Raw genomic sequence first — 17,800 nt, 5'->3', positions numbered from 1 at the left:
CCCCCTCCCTGACGACGCAGCCGCGCAAATTGACCGGAGTGCGCATGGTTGCCAAGTGGTAACTTCTATGAAATTTTCACATGCGCAGGCACTGCGAGGTGATCTCGCTTCGGACGAACCTCCAGGCCGGGGAGCAAGTCCGCCGCCGATACCCAGCTCAGCGAAGCGGCGACTCGTTGACTCTGGATCTGACCGTCGGATGTACTCCCCGACAACACACCTACGGAGGAATGCCACGAAGTGTGAGGGTCTCGAATGTTAGCGATAACAGATTTCGGTCCTTGCCTGCCCCTTGGCCCTGCCATAGAGCCCGCATCTACTCGACAGCAGGTCAGGCGGGCGGTTGGCCGTCCGGAGCCGACTTCCCGACGTTCTTGTGGCAATCACCCGGTCTCCTCATCCGCCCGGCCGGAGGAGCGTGATCAAGTGGAGAAAGCGAGCCAGCGTCTTGCGTTATGTCCGGCCGCCGACCCTATGTGTTGCGCATCGACCCGATCAGCTCCTCGTCGAGCGCGACCGACCGCCAAACGCAACCTTCCGGGGTGACTTCATGATCGAAATGTTATCGCTAACACCTTGTCCCGTCTGAATCCCTCCCGAAAGCCGAGCGAGCTTCCAACTGCTCAACGCCGCGCTCGCCGACGACAACGGCCCGAACAACAACCTCTGGAGGTTCCTGTGAGACGCGTGCTCGCTATCCTCTCGTCATTGCTGCTCGTGGGGGCGTTCCTCACGGCCCAGTCGGCGAATGCGGCGACCGTCGACACCAACGCCTGGTACGTGCTGGTCAACCGCACCAGCGGCAAGGCCCTGGACGTCTACAACCTGTCCACCGCCGACGGCGGACGCATCACCCAGTGGACCCGCAACAACGGCAACCAGCAACAATGGCAGTTCGTCGACTCCGGCGGCGGCTACTACCGCATCAAGTCCCGCCACTCCGGCAAGGTGCTCGACGTCTACAACTTCTCCACCGCCAACGGCGGCTCCATCGTCCAGTGGGCCGACCTCAACGGCACCAACCAGCAGTGGCGACTGGCCGACTCCGCCGGCGGCTACGTACGCTTCATCTCCCGCCACAGCAACAAGGCCCTGGAAGTGGAGAATGCCTCCACCGCCGACGGAGCGAACATCGTCCAGTACGACGACTGGGGTGGCAACAACCAGCAGTGGCAGCTCGTCCAGGTCGGCACCGGGCCGAACCCCACCCCGACGCCGACGCCTAACCCGGGCGGGAACTACACCAACCCGGTCGTCTGGCAGGACTTCGCCGACGGCGACATCATCCGGGTCGGCGACGCCTACTACTACTCGGCCTCCACCATGCACTACTCCCCCGGTGCCCCGATCCTGCGCTCCTACAACCTGGTCGACTGGGAGTACGCGGGCCACTCGGTGCCAAGGCTCGACTTCGGCTCGGGCGCCTACGACCTCAACGGCGGCCGGGCCTATGTGAAGGGTATCTGGGCCTCCACCCTCAACTACCGGCCCAGCAACAGCACGTACTACTGGCTCGGCTGCGTCGAGTTCAACCGCACCTACGTCTACACCGCCTCGGCCGTCGACGGCACCTGGACCAAACGCTCGCAGATCAACAACTGCTACTACGACGCCGGCCTGCTGATCGACACCAACGACACCATGTACGTCGCCTACGGCAACAGCACGATCAGCGTCGCCCAGCTCTCGGCCGACGGCCTCAACCAGGTCCGCGCCCAGCAGGTCTTCCAGACCCCGTCGAGCGTCGGCACCCTGGAGGGCGCCCGCTTCTACAAGCGCGGCAACTACTACTACATCTGGCTCACCCGCCCCGCCAACGGCCAGTACGTGCTCCGCTCCACGTCCCCGTGGGGCCCGTACGAGATGCGCCAGGTCCTGCTCAACATGCCCGGCCCGATCTCCGGCGGCGGCGTGCCCCACCAGGGCGGCCTGGTCCAGACGCAGAACGGCGCCTGGTACTACATGTCGTTCGTCGACGCCTATCCCGGCGGCCGGGTGCCCGCGCTCGCGCCGATCACGTGGTCCAGCGACTGGCCGGTCATCCAGACGGTCAACGGCGGATGGGGCGTGCAGTACCCGAAGCCGAACATCCAGACGACCAGGACCGTGCAGTCGATGATCGGCCCGGACACCTTCACCTCGGGCAGCCTCGGCCACCGCTGGGAGTGGAACCACAACCCCGACACCGGCCGCTTCTCCACCGGCAACGGCCTGCGCCTCCAGACCGCCACGGTCACGAACGACCTCTACAACGCCCGCAACACCCTGACCCACCGCATCCAGGGCCCGTCGTCGACGGCAACGATCGAGCTGGACTACGCGCAGATGGCCAACGGCGACCGCGCCGGGCTCGCCATGCTGCGCGACCAGTCGGCCTGGATCGGTGTCAAGCGCGACAACGGGACGACGCGGGTCGTGATGACCAACGGGCTGACCATGAACAGCTCCTGGCAGACCACCGGCACCGGCACCGAGGCGGCGAGCGCGAACGTCTCCGGCGGCCGGATCTGGCTGCGCGTCAACGCCGACGTCCGGCCCGGCTCGGGCCGCACGGCCCGGTTCTCCTACAGCACCGACGGAACCAACTTCACGTCCCTCGGTCCCGCCTTCACGTTGAACAACGCCTGGCAGTTCTTCATGGGCTACCGCTTCGGGATCTTCAACTACGCCACCCAGGCCCTCGGCGGCGCGGTGACCGTACGCCGCTTCGATCTGACCACCCCCTGACCGGCGTCGCTTGCCCGGTCCGGTCGTGGCAGGACGGCCGGACCGGGCGACCGGCGCACCCCCCACACAGGAAGGCACGAACCGTTCATGAGACGACTCTTATCCGTGCTCACCGCGGCGCTTGTCAGCGTAGGCCTGTCGGTGACGCTGACCGGGCCGGCTGACGCCGCCTCGACGCTGGGCGCCTCTGCGGCTGAGCGAGGCGGCCGCTACTTCGGCGCCGCCATCGCCGCCGGGAGGCTCGGTGATTCCACGTACGTGAACATCCTGAACCGGGAGTTCAACCAGATCACCGCCGAGAACGAGATGAAGTGGGATGCCACCGAGCCTCAGCGCGGCAACTTCACGTACACCAACGCCAACCGGATCGTGAACCACGCGACCGCGCAGGGCATGAAGATCCGCGGCCATGCCCTGCTCTGGCACTCGCAGATGCCCGGCTGGGCGCAGAGCCTGTCCGGCTCCGACCTGCGCAACGCCATGATCAATCACGTCACGCAGGTCGCGACCAACTACCGGGGCAAGATCCACTCCTGGGACGTCGTCAACGAGGCTTTCGCCGACGGCGGCAGCGGCGGACGCCGTGACTCGATCCTCCAGCGCACCGGCAACGACTGGATCGAGGCCGCCTTCCGGGCGGCGAGAAACGCCGATCCCGGGGCCAAGCTCTGCTACAACGACTACAACACCGACGGGATCAACGCCAAGAGCACCGGCATCTACAACATGGTGCGCGACTTCAAGTCGCGCGGCGTGCCGATTGACTGCGTCGGCTTCCAGTCCCACCTGGGCACCTCGGTGTCGAGCGACTACCAGGCCAACCTGCAACGGTTCGCCGACCTCGGCGTCGATGTCCAGATCACCGAGCTCGACGTGGCGCAGGGGTCCAACCAGGCCAACGTATACGCGACGGTGACCCGTGCCTGCCTGAACGTGGCGCGGTGCACCGGCATCACGGTGTGGGGTATCCGCGACAGCGACTCGTGGCGTACCGGTGAGAATCCGCTGCTGTTCGACTCCTCGGGCAACAAGAAGGCGGCGTACACCTCGGTCCTCAACGCCCTCAACGGCGGCTCCACCAACCCGACCCCGACCCCGACCCCGGGCGGCCCCATCGACACCAATGCGTGGTACGTGCTGCTCAACCGCAACAGCGGCAAGGCCCTGGATGTCTACAACCTGTCCACCGCCGACGGCGGACGCATCACCCAGTGGACCCGCAACAACGGCAACCAGCAGCAGTGGCAGTTCGTCAGTTCCGGGAGCGGCTGGTACCGGGTCAAGTCCCGCCTCTCCGGCAAGGTCCTGGACGTCTACAACTGGTCCACCGCCAACGGCGGGTCGATCGTGCAGTGGGCCGACCTGAACGGCACCAACCAGCAGTGGCGCGTCGCCGACAGCGGCGGCTATGTCCGGCTGATCAGCCGGCACAGCAACAGGGCCCTGGAGGTCCAAGGGGCTTCCACGGCCGATGGCGCCAACGTCGTCCAGTACGACGACTGGAACGGCGCCAACCAGCAGTGGCAACTCGTCCGCGTCGGATGAAATCGGAGCACACCGTGAAACTCAGACCCCTGGCCGTCCTCACGACGGTGATCACGTTACTGACGGGCCTCATAGTGGCCACCCAGTCGGCGAATGCGGCGACCGTCGACACCAACGCCTGGTACGTGCTGGTCAACCGCACCAGCGGCAAGGCCCTGGACGTCTACAACCTGTCCACCGCCGACGGCGGACGCATCACCCAGTGGACCCGCAACAACGGCAACCAGCAACAATGGCAGTTCGTCGACTCCGGCGGCGGCTACTACCGCATCAAGTCCCGCCACTCCGGCAAGGTCCTGGACGTCTACAACTGGTCCACCGCCAACGGCGGCTCCATCGTCCAGTGGGCCGACCTCAACGGCACCAACCAGCAGTGGCGACTGGCCGACTCCGCCGGCGGCTATGTGCGCTTCATCTCCCGCCACAGCAACAAGGCCCTGGAGGTGCAGGGCGCATCCACGGCCGACGGCGCGAACATCGTCCAGTACGACGACTGGGGCGGCAACAACCAGCAGTGGCAGCTCGTCCAGGTCGGTGGCGGCAACCCTACCCCCACGCCGACGCCGACCGGTACGTGCAATCTTCCGTCGACGTACCGCTGGACATCGACGGGCCCGCTGGCGACCCCGAAGTCGGGATGGGTCTCGCTCAAGGACTTCACCATCGCCCCCTATAACGGCAGGCATCTGGTCTACGCGACCACGCACGACACCGGAACACGGTGGGGTTCGATGAACTTCAGCCTGTTCACCAACTGGTCCGAGATGGCCTCGGCCAGTCAGAACACGATGTCCAATTCCACGGTCGCGCCCACCCTCTTCTACTTCGCCCCCAGGAACATCTGGGTGCTCGCCTACCAGTGGGGCGGCACCGCCTTCTCTTACCGGACCTCCAGCGACCCCACCAACCCGAACGGCTGGTCAGCGCAGCAAGTGCTCTTCTCCGGAAGCATCACCGGCTCCGGCACCGGGCCCATCGACCAGACACTCATCGGTGACAGCAGCAACATGTACCTGTTCTTCGCCGGCGACAACGGCAAGATCTACCGGGCCAGCATGCCCATCGGGAACTTCCCCGGCAGCTTCGGCACCACATCAACAGTGATCATGAGCGACACGACGAACAACCTGTTCGAAGCCGTTCAGGTCTACAAGCTCCAGAACCAGAACCGATACCTCATGATCGTCGAGGCGATCGGCTCGCAGGGCCGCTACTTCCGCTCCTTCACCGCCACCAGCCTGAACGGTTCGTGGACACCGCAGGCCGCGACCGAGAGCAACCCCTTCGCCGGCAAGGCCAACAGCGGCGCCACCTGGACCAACGACATCAGCCACGGCGAACTGATCCGCACCAACCCCGATCAGACCATGACCATCGACCCCTGCAACCTGCAGCTGCTCTACCAAGGACGCAACCCCAACTCCGGCGGCGACTACGGCCTCCTGCCCTACCGGCCGGGCGTGCTGACACTGCAGCGCTAACGGCGTGAGGCGGGCTCGGCGCAAAGCCGAGCCCGCCCGAGTCACGCAAAAATGACCAACGCCTCCTTCTACGTCGCGACGCGTCAGCCCAGGACCAGTTTGATGAGCTGACCGGCGCCCAGAACCGCGGCCAGCGAGACGAAGCTCAGCGCGATCGAGTACAGGCAACCACGGCTGCCCTCTATCCGATTGGTCGGAGCGAGCCCCTCGCCGGGGCCTTTCCACAGAGGTCTCGGCTCCGTGATCAGGAACAGGAACGCCCCGATCTGTCCGACGGTGAACATCCAGAACCATGCCCATCGATTGGCCAGACGTGGCGTGGAGAACAGCATGGCGACGAAGGTGACCACCCACACGGCGGCGATCCACCACAGGTTCGAACCACCCCGAAACCCGAAAGGCCAGTCGGGAAAGATCGAATTATTCACGACAGGCCCTCCCCCACGTTCCTCCATCAGGGACGGGCGGACGGACGCGCGGCGCATATCGGCCCTGAGCCGCTCCGTCGTGTACGGCCCCTCAGAATCAGCGATACTGCCCTGCACCTCGTGCCAGACCAGCGGCGACTCCGACCACACCAGGGCCGCCAGTTCGTCGGCGCCGAATTCTTGGTAGCTCACCCGGTCGACCTCACCGGCCGCCACCGCACTGCGAAACTGCTCGACTGTCCGCGGGGAAGGCATGTAACTCGCACTGGTGACCAACGCGCCGCACAGCAGAAGCAACAGAAGCAACAGCCGGACGCCGAAACGGACTCTGTGCAGGATGCGGGAGGCTAAATCAGGGTCCACGTCTCATTCCTATCGCAATCAGACGGATTCCGATCACCTGCTGCACTGCGAATGAAGGACCGCCACCTTGGCGAGGGACCCCGTCGGGCATCTAGGCATGGCCACCGAGCCGGACTCCAACGGGAGACACATCGCTTCGACTCGTGGAAGTGCGTCGGCGAGTAGAGACGGGATCGGTCACAGCGATCATTGCCCCCATACACGGCGGTGATAGCAGGCGGAGCAGCTCATGCGACTGGGCTCCACGCATCCCACTCACCTCAGCTGACGGGCGACGCTATGGCCCTGTCAACTGAGATGGATAGGAATCGTGAAGCGACCAACTATAGTTGACCGCGCCGCTAACCTAAGTTTATGCTAGTCGCGACTGAATCAACTCATGTGAATGACGTTCTGGACGGCGTCAGGAGCCTCTTCTGCGGCGGCGAAAGTTTCCGTTCTCGGCGCCCACGTCTACAACCTCGTATTGGACGAGACGAAGGCGGGCCGGTGCCTTTGAACGGAGGCAGGCACTGCCCGCGACAGGCGCGGCGAGCGGCTAGGTGATCCTCTACCGCAACGCCGACTTCAAGGCACCCGCCGTCGCCCGGAGCTGCACCAGTTGTACGGGGGCGCTTTCTGACCGGCCCTGTGGGTCCTTCGACAACCAGTCCTTGCCGGGCTGCGCCGAGGGTTGCGTCCCAAAGATTCAGCAGCACGACAGACACTCAATTTTATAGAGGAGGAGACATGAATCGGACTAGCACAAGGAATGCAGGTGGTCGGCTCATCGGTCGAATGGGTCGACTCGCTGCCGTAATTCTTACGGGCGCCAGTATCCTCGCGCTCTCTGCCGGTCCTGCGAACGCCGAAGGCGGCGGTTGTCGTACCTGGTCGAACAATAGCTTCTCGTTCGCCGCGTGCATCGGGGACGACGGCAAATATGCCTATGGTGACACCTACATCAACCGGTTCACCGGGAGCAACTGCAGAGTAACGATTCAAGTCACCAACGGACAAACCGCTAGCTACGCGTGCCGGACCGGACACCTCGGACCAGTGGTAGCCGTAATGTCTCGCGGCGTTAACTACTACACCAACGTCACCGTAACAAGCAGCGCTGGGCAGCTTGTCGGTAGCAGCCCTCGGGCGTGGAAGCTGTAACTGACCCTTAACCCTTCATCATGGTACTCAGCCAGGAACTGCTCATGCCACTTCGCCGGGGACACAACATCTCTGCCGGATCATCTCCGGCGGAGTGCGGTGGCTCCGCAGTCATGGCTCGAGGTTACCTGGTGGAGCTCAGCCATGACGGAAGCGTCCATGGGCGCACCCCTGGACCATCTGGCGGAACCGCCCGCCGAGGGTGCGCTCACGGTCTACTGGCGGCGAGCGCGATCAGTTCGCCACTTCGCGTTCGGCGATGATCTCGTCGTCCTTGAGCAGGGCCGCCGTGGAGGTGTCGGACGTACGGACGGCGACGGCGACCGAGAGGGCGTCGACGACGGCGAGGTGCGCCAGCCGGCAGGAGACGGCGTCGGGGCGCAGGGTCGACTCCGGGGTGGAGGTGACGAGCTCGATGTCGGCGAAGTCGCTGAGCGGTGTATTGCGGTAGCTGGTGAGGAGAACGGTGGTGGCGCCGGCTTCCTTGGCGCGGCGGAGCGCGGCGTGGGTCTCGAAGGAGCGCCCGCTGTGCGAGACGGCGAACGCGACGGCGCCAGGCGGGAGGTTCGCCGCGGAGATGGCCTGCATGTGCGGATCGGTGGCGATGGTGGCGGGCAGGCCGAGGCGCAGCAGGCGGTAGTAGGCGTCCAGAGCGATGGGCACGGAGCTGCCGACGCCGTAAAACTCGATCCTGCGGGCCGCGCGGATGGCGTCGATGGCTCGTTCGAGCGTGGCCTCCTCCAGCACGCCGAGGGTGTCGGAGATCGCCTGCATGCCGGAGCTGAAGACCTTCTTCGCGATGGCCATCGCGCCGTCGTCGGCGTCGACGGCCTCCTTGACGAGCCAGTTCGACGGCGAGGACTCCGCTGCCAGGGCGAGCTTCAGACCGCGGAAACCCTCGAACCCCAGCGACTGGCTGCAGCGGACGATGGTGGCGTCGCTGACGCCGATGCGCTCGGCCAGTTCGTTGATCGGGATGCTGAGCGCGAGCTGACTGTTGTTGAGCAGGAGATCGGCCACTTTGCGCTCGCCGGGCGGCAGCGACGGGTACCCGGCACGGATGCGGGCGAACACGCCGCGGGGAGCCTCGACGATCGAGGTGAGCTCCTGGGAAGTGTCGCTGGACATGGTGTTGCGCTCCTGACCTCGGCGGACGCGGGGTCCCGTGGACACCTGCTGTTCACTTGCACTCGCGACGGGCACGAAACTAGTCTACGCCACAGGTCGACCGTGACGCAGAAAATATTCATACCAGCGCGGCGGAGTGCAAGCCATGATTCTTCTGGAAACGTTGACGTCCAAGCCACCCTCCACCCGGCGTGGCCGGACACGGCGGCACGCCGCGAAGCTGCTCGGCGCCGCGCTGCTCGTCGCGGTGAGCGCAGCGTGCTCGTCCGGCGCGGCGGGAAGCGGGGCGGCCGGCGCGGGCGACTCGGCGGCGCCGGCGCCCGGTGGCAGCCTCACCATCGGAATCGCCACCGAACCGGTCTGCTTCAATCCGCAGTTCACGAACCTGCAGGACTCCTATCCCCTGGTCCGTAACGTGTTCGAGTCACTGATCGGCCGCGGCCCGGACGGCGGGTACGTGCCGTGGCTGGCCGACAAGTGGGCGGTGTCGGACGACGGGAAGGTCCACACGCTCACCCTGCGCGAGGGCGTGACCTTCTCCACCGGCACGCCGCTGGACGCCACGGCCGTCAAGCAGAACCTCGACTTCGTCGCCGATCCCGGCCACGCGGCGCGCGGCGCGGCCTCCCTGGGCCGGGTAGATCATGTCGAGGCGGTCGACCCGCGCACCGTGCGGATCGTGTTACGCGAACCCGACGCGAGCCTGCTGGAGTCGCTGTCGGACATCAAGCTCGCGATGGTCGCGCCGAGCACGCTGGCCGCGCAGACCGGCGGCGAGCAGGCGTGCGAGCCAGGACCGAAACTGGTGGGCACCGGCCCGTTCACCTTCACCGCCTACCAGCGCGGCCAGTCGGTGACGTTCGCCAGGAATCCGGGCTACGACTGGCCGGTGGGCACCGCCGGCCACACCGGCCCCGCCTATCTCGACCAGGTCACCTACCGTTTCCTGCCCGAGGCGTCGGTGCGCTCGGGGGCGCTCACCTCCGGGCAGGTGGGCGCGATCTTCGGTGTCCAGGCCACCGACATCGCCACGATCAAGGGCGATCCGGCGCTGCGCCTGCTGACCGGACCGTCGAGCGGCACCGGTTTCAACCTCAACGTCAACCCCTACCACGGGGCGGCCACCGACGTACGGGTGCGGCGGGCGCTGCGCGACGGCTTCGACCTCGACGCGATCGTGCAGAGCATCTACCGCGGCAGCGCCGTACGGGCCTGGGCGCCCCTCGGGCCGGACAATCCGTACCACGACGCCGGCCTGAAGGGGACCTGGGGCGCGGACGTCGCCGGCGCCAACGCGCTGCTGGACGAGGCCGGCTGGACGGCGCGCGACAGCGAGGGCTACCGGACGAAGGACGGGCAGCGGCTGCGCGTCGAGGTCATCTACCCCGCGCCGACCGTACGCGACAACCGCGACCAGCTCATCTCCGCCGTGGCCGCCGAGGCGAAGCAGAACATCGGCCTTCACCTGGACCTGCGGGTGGTCACCAACGGCGAGTACACGGCCCTGGCCAAGGCCAACACCTGGGGGATCTACCCGGCGAGCTGGGCCGCCGCCGACGCCACCCAGCTGTTCGGGCTGCTCGGACCGAACGGCACGCTGTACGCGGACTCGCCCCACGGCGGCGTGGATTCCGACGTCGTGGCGTGGACGGCGAAGAGCGCGACGGCGACCGAGGCGGCCACGCGTGCCGGTTACTTCGGCCAGATCCAGCGGCGTCTGATCGACCAGGCGCTGGTGATCCCGCTGTACTACCCGGCCTTCCAGATCGCCTCCTCTCAGGACGTGCGCGGGCTCGGGTTCGACGTGCGCCTGGACACCCCGTCCAACCTGTACGACGTCTGGCTCGCACCGTGACGGCCGAGCCAAGGGTGCTGTGGCAGGGGCTGCGGCGGGCCGGAGCCGGGGCGGTCGTGTTGTGGGCGGCCGTCACCGGAACCTTCTTCGCCCTCGTGGCGCTCCCCGGCCGGGTCGAGGACATCCTCGCCGGCGACCAGGCCGATCCCGCCCTCCAGCAGGCGATCGCCGAGCAGTGGGGGCTCAACGACCCGGTCGGCGTGCAGTACCTGCGCTTCCTGGGCCGGCTGGCCGGCGGCGACCTCGGCATGTCGTACGTCCTGCGGCAGCCCGTGGCCGACGTCATCGGCGACAACCTGTGGCCCACCGTCGAGCTCGCGCTCGCGGCCGCCGCGGTGGCGGTCGTGCTGGCGATCCTCGCCGCGGTCGCGACGTCCGGACGGCGGCGGGCGCTGCGCGGCGTGGTGTCGACGGTGGAGCTGATCTTCGCGTCGGTGCCGGCGTACTGGGTCGGGATCCTGCTGCTGATGGCGTTCTCGTTCCGGCTCCACTGGTTTCCCGTCGCCGGCGGCGAGGGCCTGAACGCCCTCGTGCTGCCGGCGATCACGCTGGCGCTGGCGCCCGCCGCGGTGCTCAGCCAGGTGCTGCGCGAAGCGCTGGAGCACACCCTGGACGCCACGTTCATCGTGACCGTGCGCGCCCGCGGTGTCACCGAGACCCGCGTGCGGCTGCGCCACGCGCTGAAGCACGCGCTGGTCCCCGTCATGAGCCTGGCGGGGACGTGGATCGGCTCGCTCCTCGGTGGCGCCGTCATCATCGAGCAGATCTTCGGCCGCCCCGGCCTCGGCTCGGTCGCGCTGACGGCGGTGGACAACAAGGACATTCCGGTCGTGCTGGTCGTGGTCCTGTTCGTCACGCTCGTCTACGTCCTGGTATCCACGCTCGTCGACATCGGCTACCTGCTGGTCGACCCGAGACTGCGGTCCGACGATGGCCGCTGAACCGCTCATCGAGGCCCGGCCCGCGGTACGCCGCCGGGTCGCGGCGCTCCCGTTGCCCGTGCCCGTCCTGCTGTCGGCGCTGTTCATCGTGCTCCTCGCGGCGGCGGTGGCGGCGCCGGGCTGGTTCGCCGACGCCGACCCCGGCGTCGGCCGGATCACCGAGTCACTGCGCCCGCCCGGCGCCGGTCACCTCCTGGGCACCGACATGCTGGGCCGCGACGTCTACGCCCGCATGGTCCACGGCGCCCGGTACTCGCTGCTGATCGGGCTGGGCGCGATGGCCATCAGCGTCGCCGGCGGGCTGGTCCTCGGGCTGTTGGCCGCGCTGTCGGGGCGCTGGGTCGACGAGGCCGTCACCCGGGTCCTGGACACCCTGGCGGCGTTCCCGTCGGTGCTGCTCGCGCTGCTCGTCGTGGCCGTCACCGAACCCGGCACCGTGAACGTCGCCGTCGCCGTCGGCGTGGCGACCATCCCCCGTTTCGGCCGTGTGGTGAGAGGTGAGGCCCTGGTGATCCGCACCGCGGACTACGTACGGCATGCCGTCGTCTACGGCCGGCGGCGCTGGCGGATCGTGTCGCGGCACATCGTGCCGAACGTGCTGCGGATCATCCCGGTGCTGGCGACGCTGGACATCGGGCTGTCCATCATGTCCTCCTCGGGGCTGAGCTTCCTCGGCCTCGGCCCGAGCTCGCCGACCCCGGAGTGGGGGGTGATGCTGGCCGAGAGCCGCGACACCCTGCAGGTCGCCTGGTGGACCGGCGTCTTCCCCGGCCTCGCGCTCACGTTGTCCGTCATCGCCTTCACCACCGTGGGACGGTACACCCAGCGCCGGATCCAGGGCGGCCGCCGATGAGCGACATCGTGACGGTCGAGGACCTGCGCGTGAGCTTCCCTGGCGCGGCCGGGCCGGTCCAGGTGGTCCACGGGGTCTCGCTGCGCATCGCCGCGGGCGAGTGCGTCGCGCTGGTCGGGGAGTCCGGTTCCGGCAAGAGCGTCACCGCGCGGTCGCTGGTCGGTCTGGCCGGGCCGGGGGCGCGGGTGACGGCGCGCCGGTTCCTCGTGGACGGCCGCGACGTCACCGGGTTCCGGGACCGCGACTGGCGATCGGTACGCGGCCGGTTCGCCGGCCTGGTCGCACAGGACGCGCTGGTCTCGCTGGACCCGCTGCGGACGGTCGGGGCGGAGGTCGCAGAAGCGCTCGCCGCGCACCGCGTCGTGCCGCGCGGGCAGGTGCGCGACCGTACGGTGGACCTGCTTCGGCAGGTCGGCCTGCCCGATCCGGCGGTCCGGGCGGCGCAGTACGCGCACCAACTCTCCGGCGGCCTGCGCCAGCGGGCGCTGATCGCCGGCGGGATCGCCGCGGACCCGGCGCTGCTCATCGCCGACGAGCCCACCACCGCGCTCGATGTCACCGTGCAGGCGCAGGTCCTGGACCTGTTGCGGACGCGACTGTCGGCGAAGAGCGCGCTGCTGCTGGTGAGCCACGACCTCGCGGTGGTGGCGGGGATCGCCGACCGCGTGCTGGTCCTGCGCGACGGCATGGTGGTCGAGGAGGGGGCGACGGCGGACGTGCTGTCCGCTCCCGCCCACCCGTACACCCGCGCCCTGCTGGCGGCGATCCCGTCCGCGCGCTCGCGCGGGCGGGCGCTGTCCCCGGGCCGGACCATCAGCCCGCCCGCCGCCGAGCGCGGCGATGAGCCGCGTGGCACGCCCGTGCTGGAGGCGCGGTCGCTGCGCAAGTCGTTCGCCCGCCGCTCCGGCCGGCGCGGGGATGCGTTCCTCGCGGTCGACGACGTGTCGTTCCAGGTCGCCGCCGGCGAGATCGTCGGTGTGGTCGGCGAGTCGGGGTCAGGCAAGAGCACCTGCGGCAACCTCGCGCTCGGCCTGCTCGACCCCGACGGCGGGGAGGTGCTGCTGGAAGGCGAGCCGTGGAGCGCGCTGCCCGAACGGCGGCGGCGCGCGCGGCGTCCCCGTGTGCAGCTGATCGCGCAGGATCCGCTGAGCTCGTTCGACCCCCGCTACAGCGTGGAGGCGGTGGTGGCCGAGAGCCTGGCCGCGCTGAACCGGGGGGCGCGCCGTGACCGGGTGGTCGAGGTGCTCGAGCAGGTGGGCCTCGGGGCGGACCTGCTGGAGCGGCATCCGCGGTCGCTGTCCGGCGGGCAGCGGCAGCGGGTCGCCATCGCGCGTGCCCTCGCGCCGCGGCCTCGTCTCATCGTCTGCGACGAACCGGTCTCGGCCCTGGACGTCTCGATCCAGGCACAGGTGCTCGACCTGCTGGTCGACCTGCGCAACCGGCTGGGCACGGCGTTGCTGTTCATCTCCCATGACCTCGGCGTGGTCCACCACCTCAGCGACCGGGTGCTCGTCCTGAAGGACGGCCGCGTGGTGGAGGAGGGGCGCGCCGAGGACGTGTTCGCCCGGCCGCGGCATCCGTACACCCGGCAACTGCTGGAGTCGCTGCCGATGCAACCGGCTTCAAGACAATCCAGGAAGGGGCGTTCCACTCCATGAATCACCACGGCACCCGCCGGCTCGCCGAGCGGGTCCTCGTCGTCGTCTGGGACGGCATGCGGCCGGACCTGATCACCGCCGACGGCACGCCGCGGCTGTTCGAGCTGGCGCGGGGCGGGACCACGTTCACCCGGGCCTCCAGCGTGTACGCGCCGATGACCCGGCCGGCGTCGGCCAGCATCAGCACCGGCTGCCACCCCGGCCGCCACGGCATCCACGGGAACCTGATGCCGTACCCGGGGCGGGCCGACCGCGTGCTCCACACCGGCGACCTCGCCCAGCTCGCCGAGCTGCGCCGGTTTCATGACGGACGCCTCACCCGGGTGGAGACCCTCGCCGAGGCGGTGCACCGCCGTGGCGGGCGGTTCGCCGTGCTGACCACCGGCACCGCCGGGCAGGCGTCGCTGCTCGACGCCGAGCGGGTCGGCGTCCTGGTCAACCCCGACCTGGTCTATCCCGAAACGGCCGCCACGCGGATCGAGGCCAGGTTCGGCGCACCGCCGCCGAAGACCGTGCCCGCCGATCCGCTCAACACCTGGCTGGTCGACGTGCTGCTGGAGTACATCCTGCCCGAGGTGGAACCGGACGCCGCCGTCGTGTGGCTGTGCGAGCCCGACAACAGTCAGCACGCGACCGGCCTGGGCACCGAACAGGCCCGCGCCGGCATCGCCTCCAGCGACCGCCAGCTCGGGCGCATCCTGGACTGGATCGAGCGCGACGGCACCCCGACCGCGGTCATCGTCACCTCCGACCACGGGCACACCACCGTGTCGGGCTACGTCGACGTCGCGGCGGAACTGGCCGCGGCCGGCTTCGGCGGGCTGCTGGACGACGGGCTGATCCGGCCGCTGGAGGGACAGCTCGCGGCCGCCGAATCCCTGCCGGAGCGCGAGTCCGGCCGGATCGTCGAGTGGTTCGCCGCGCAGGCGTGGGTCGACACCTTCGTGAGCTGGGGCCACGCCCCGGCCGACCGGTCGCGTACGGTCGCGGTGGAGAAGCTGTGGGCCGGCCACGGACAGGACCTGCCGACGCTGCCGCTGCTGGCCTACACCCACCCGTGGACCCGGGAGGTCAACGAGCACGGCGTCGCCGGCGCCGCGCTGGTCTCGCCCGTCAAGGCGCACCGCGCCATGCATGGCTCGCTGAGCCCGGACGAGCTGGTCCCGACGCTGGTGCTGGGCGGGGCGGGCATCCGCGCCGCCGTCTCGGACCGGCCGGCCGGCATCATCGACATCGTCGCGACCGTGCAGACGCTGCTCGGCCACGACGCCTTGCTGCCGACCGACGGCCGGGTGCTGTGGGAGGCCCTGGACACCGGCGACGGCACCCAGGGCGGCGATGACGGCGAGGTGTCGCGCGAGCGGCTGGTCCGGCAGGGCGGCGGCTGGCTGGTGCGCGACACCTATGGCAGCGGCGCCTATCTCGCCGTCGAGATCGACGAGTCGCAGTGACCGCGGGCGGGGTGGGAGCGGACGTTCCCGCCCCACCCCGCCCGGATCAGGCGGCGAACACCTCGAACGTCTCCTCGGCCACCGCGGGCGCCACCGTCATGCCGAGCACCACGGCGGTCACCAGGGTCACACCCGTGGTGACCTCCCGCCGCACGTAGCCCCGCCCGTCGAGCGTGGTCGGGTAGGTGCCGGTCCACCGCCGCGCGATCCGGCCCAGCGGCCGCCCCAGCACCCGCTCGGCCCGGTCGATGACCCGCCGGTCGCACTCCTCGAGGGCGGCGAAGTCGAAGGGCTCGTCATACAGGTGAGCGCCGCCGATCGTGACCTCGCCGCCGCGCCGCTGCGAGATGGTGAGTTTCACCCCGTGCCGTTCGTCGAACGGCTCCCTCCGCGGCAGCGCCGCTCGGGCCGGAACGTCGTACGCGGGGTAGTAGTACAGCGAGAGGCTGTCGGACACCGCCGTGGTGACGGTGATGTCCATCGGCTCCGTCTGCACCAGTTGCTGGCGGACGCGCCGCAGCGGCGCGTCGGCGAGCAGGCGGGCCGACACGCCCTCGCGGCGCGCGCCGACGCAGAAGATCACCCGGTCGCCCGCGTGGGTGTGCCCGAGGTCGTCGACCACGCGCCCGGCGGCGAAGTCGACCGCGGTACGGCCACCGTGCCACTGGTACCCCTCGCGGGCGCGCAGCTCGGCACGCAGCCGCGGCAGCACCTCCCGCGGCTCCAGGATCGCGTCGTACGGGGAGTGGAGAGCGGCGCGGAACGTCCCGCCCAGCGCGGGATTGATCCTCCGCGCCTCCTCGGCGTCCACGACGCGGAACTCCCGCCGCCCGCCGTCGAGCTCGGCGGCCTGCCGGGCGACCGCCTCCTCGGCCTCGGTGTAGAGCACGGTCAGGCCGCCGCTGGCGCGCAGGGTGACCCCGGTCGCGCCGGCGATCTCCGCCCACCTGCGCCGCGCGCGCAGCGCCAGGTCCAGGTCGCGACCGCGAGCGCGGCCGGTGAGCCACACCAGTCCGTGGTTGCGGACGGTCGCGCCGCGCGGCTCGGCGTCGGCCTCCAGATGCACGACCTCGTACCCGCGCTCGACCGCCTCCCAGGCGTGTAGGCTGCCGATGACGCCACCGCCGACGATCACCACCCGCTCAGACATCGGCCGCGACCTCCGACGGCAGGGCCCGGCCGAGGAAACCGAGCAGGTTGTCGCGCAGGATGCCGCTCAGCTCCGCGTCGGCGTAGCCGCGATCGCGCAGTCCCTCGGCCAGGCGGGGATAGTCGAGTGGGGTCTCGAACCCCGCGACGGCGGTGTCCTCGCCCATCTCCGGGGGCCGCATCGAGTCCGGCGAGCGCCGTACGGCGCCGGAGCGGGACACCTGCTGGAAGAAGTCCGCGCCGAGCGCGACATGGTCCGGCCCCATCACCTGCACGGCGTGGTCGACGTGGTCCAGCAGCCGCTCCAGGGTGGGCTTGTCCGGGTCGACCGTGCCAGGGGTCGCCATGATGCCCACCACCCCGCCCCGCTCGGCGAGCGCGGTCAGCTGGGCGTCGTCGTAGTTGCGGGGCGTGTCGCAGACGGCCCGGCAGTTGCCGTGGCTGACCAGCAGCGGGCCGTCGTACAGCTCCACGACGTCGTAGAAGGTGCGTTCGGAGGCGTGCGCGAGGTCGATGACCGCGCCCGGCCCGCGCAGGCGCGCCACCAGGCGTCGGCCGAGCCTCGACAGACCGCCGCCGCCCGGTTCGTTACACCCCTCGGCGTACGGGTTGCGCCGGTTCCACGTCAGCCCGAACACGCGCACGCCGAGCTGCCAGAAGATGTCGGCCAACTCCTCGCTGTACCCGAGCGGTTCCGCCCCCTCCATCGACAGGATCATCGCGATGCGCCCGGCGTCGGCGGCGCGCCGCAGGTCCTCACGGGTCCGCACCGCGGCGACCTCGGCCGGATTCTCGGCCACCGCCCGCTGGAACGCCACCACCTGCTGCAAGGCGCGGCGCAGCGCCCCCTCGGGCAGGTACTCCCAGTTCGCGCTGACCGGGCACAGTTGCGCCACGACGCCGCCGGCTTGGAGCTGACCGAGCCACAGCCGCCGGAACGGCTCCGGCTCTCCGGCCCGGTACGCCAGTTCGATGAGCAGATCGTTGTGGGCGTCGGCGATCGGCGGCGGGGGGCTGATCAGGCCGTCGGCGAGGGTCATGGCGTCCTCCAAGGTCGAGTCTTGAAAGTAGTCTACGA

12 protein-coding genes are annotated in these 17,800 nt (G+C 69.3%); 8 read left to right on the top strand and 4 right to left on the bottom strand.

Annotation, left to right across the window (positions count from 1 at the left end; genetic code table 11):
* Positions 1-687 precede the first annotated feature (687 nt).
* From Aple_RS28115 to Aple_RS28105, 3 genes are all read left to right on the top strand, one after another.
* On the top strand, positions 688-2,727 hold the full coding sequence (locus tag Aple_RS28115; RefSeq protein ID WP_218038535.1) for an RICIN domain-containing protein: 2,040 nt from the start codon (positions 688-690) through the stop codon (positions 2,725-2,727).
* An 87-nt stretch (positions 2,728-2,814) separates the two neighbouring features.
* The gene (locus Aple_RS28110; RefSeq protein WP_155347730.1) at positions 2,815-4,272 is read left to right on the top strand and encodes a glycoside hydrolase family 10 protein; all 1,458 of its coding nucleotides are present in this window, start codon (positions 2,815-2,817) and stop codon (positions 4,270-4,272) included.
* Positions 4,273-4,319: 47 nt separating this feature from the next.
* The gene (locus Aple_RS28105; protein WP_246264835.1) at positions 4,320-5,753 is read left to right on the top strand and encodes a non-reducing end alpha-L-arabinofuranosidase family hydrolase; all 1,434 of its coding nucleotides are present in this window, start codon (positions 4,320-4,322) and stop codon (positions 5,751-5,753) included.
* An 83-nt stretch (positions 5,754-5,836) separates the two neighbouring features.
* On the opposite strand, the gene Aple_RS28100 is transcribed toward Aple_RS28105, so the two are convergent.
* The gene (locus Aple_RS28100; RefSeq protein WP_155347728.1) at positions 5,837-6,544 is read right to left on the bottom strand and encodes a hypothetical protein; all 708 of its coding nucleotides are present in this window, start codon (positions 6,542-6,544) and stop codon (positions 5,837-5,839) included.
* Between the two features lie 1,377 nt (positions 6,545-7,921).
* Positions 7,922-8,815, bottom strand: coding sequence for a MurR/RpiR family transcriptional regulator (locus Aple_RS28095; RefSeq protein ID WP_155347727.1), 894 nt, complete (start codon positions 8,813-8,815; stop codon positions 7,922-7,924).
* Positions 8,816-8,960: 145 nt separating this feature from the next.
* Between Aple_RS28095 and Aple_RS28090 the strand changes: the two genes are divergently transcribed.
* The 5 genes from Aple_RS28090 to Aple_RS28070 are packed head-to-tail and all read left to right on the top strand — an operon-like array spanning position 8,961 to position 15,573.
* Positions 8,961-10,670 (top strand): ABC transporter substrate-binding protein, encoded by a 1,710-nt coding sequence (locus tag Aple_RS28090; protein ID WP_155347726.1) that lies wholly within the window; start codon positions 8,961-8,963, stop codon positions 10,668-10,670.
* The gene (locus Aple_RS28085) at positions 10,667-11,611 is read left to right on the top strand and encodes an ABC transporter permease (protein WP_218038534.1); all 945 of its coding nucleotides are present in this window, start codon (positions 10,667-10,669) and stop codon (positions 11,609-11,611) included. Before Aple_RS28090 ends, Aple_RS28085 begins: the two co-directional genes overlap by 4 nt.
* Entirely contained in the window at positions 11,601-12,464 is an 864-nt protein-coding gene (locus Aple_RS28080; RefSeq protein ID WP_155347725.1) for an ABC transporter permease, read from the top strand. The genes Aple_RS28085 and Aple_RS28080 overlap by 11 nt, the downstream gene beginning before the upstream one ends.
* Positions 12,461-14,122, top strand: coding sequence for a dipeptide ABC transporter ATP-binding protein (locus Aple_RS28075; RefSeq protein WP_155347724.1), 1,662 nt, complete (start codon positions 12,461-12,463; stop codon positions 14,120-14,122). Before Aple_RS28080 ends, Aple_RS28075 begins: the two co-directional genes overlap by 4 nt.
* Positions 14,119-15,573, top strand: a complete 1,455-nt coding sequence (locus Aple_RS28070; protein ID WP_155347723.1) for an alkaline phosphatase family protein — start codon at positions 14,119-14,121, stop codon at positions 15,571-15,573. The genes Aple_RS28075 and Aple_RS28070 overlap by 4 nt, the downstream gene beginning before the upstream one ends.
* A gap of 46 nt (positions 15,574-15,619) precedes the next feature.
* On the opposite strand, the gene Aple_RS28065 is transcribed toward Aple_RS28070, so the two are convergent.
* On the bottom strand, positions 15,620-16,723 hold the full coding sequence (locus tag Aple_RS28065) for an FAD-dependent oxidoreductase (RefSeq protein WP_155347722.1): 1,104 nt from the start codon (positions 16,721-16,723) through the stop codon (positions 15,620-15,622).
* Positions 16,716-17,762 carry a dipeptidase gene (locus tag Aple_RS28060; RefSeq protein ID WP_155347721.1) on the bottom strand — a complete coding sequence of 349 codons (1,047 nt, stop codon included), beginning with the start codon at positions 17,760-17,762 and terminating at the stop codon, positions 16,716-16,718. Before Aple_RS28060 ends, Aple_RS28065 begins: the two co-directional genes overlap by 8 nt.
* Positions 17,763-17,800 lie beyond the last annotated feature (38 nt).

This window comes from Acrocarpospora pleiomorpha (assembly GCF_009687885.1).
GTDB classification, from domain to species: domain Bacteria; phylum Actinomycetota; class Actinomycetes; order Streptosporangiales; family Streptosporangiaceae; genus Acrocarpospora; species Acrocarpospora pleiomorpha.
This window is presented reverse-complemented; position numbering and strand designations above follow the sequence as displayed.